The organism is Neisseria sp. 19428wB4_WF04, assembly GCF_015235335.1.
Lineage (GTDB): Bacteria > Pseudomonadota > Gammaproteobacteria > Burkholderiales > Neisseriaceae > Neisseria > Neisseria musculi.
The window spans coordinates 1-351 of the sequence record NZ_JADGLG010000215.1 but is presented as its reverse complement, the minus strand read 5'-3'; the positions used below and the strand labels follow the sequence as shown (position 1 = coordinate 351).

1 pseudogene is annotated in these 351 nt (G+C 45.6%); it reads right to left on the bottom strand.

Annotated elements, in window-relative coordinates:
* Positions 1-194: 194 nt before the first annotated feature.
* Positions 195-351, bottom strand: a pseudogene (locus tag IR141_RS13715) (transposase); the annotation flags it as partial.

Here is a 351-nt window from a genome sequence, read left to right as displayed (position 1 = left end):
CATAACATCCAGGTTGGGCTCCGCTGTGTGATAAAGCGGAGCAGTTTATAACAAACGGAGAGTGGCTCAATTTTGGAGCACAACTCCCCGTTTCCCTGGCTCAGTTTTGCACGATATTTAACAGCAAAGGAAAACGCGGCAAGGGAGAGGCAGGGAAAGCGGCTGTTTTCGGCATTCTGAAACGGCACAATCAGGTTGATACGGTGATGGGTAAACTCACTCACATCAAGCACATCATAGCTTTTATAACAGTCCGTACAGACAATGCCGTCAGGCATGACTTTTCGTTTAATAACAGGAAGCAAATGTCTTTCTTGGTGTTTTCAACTACGATAGTAAAGACTTTGCCGT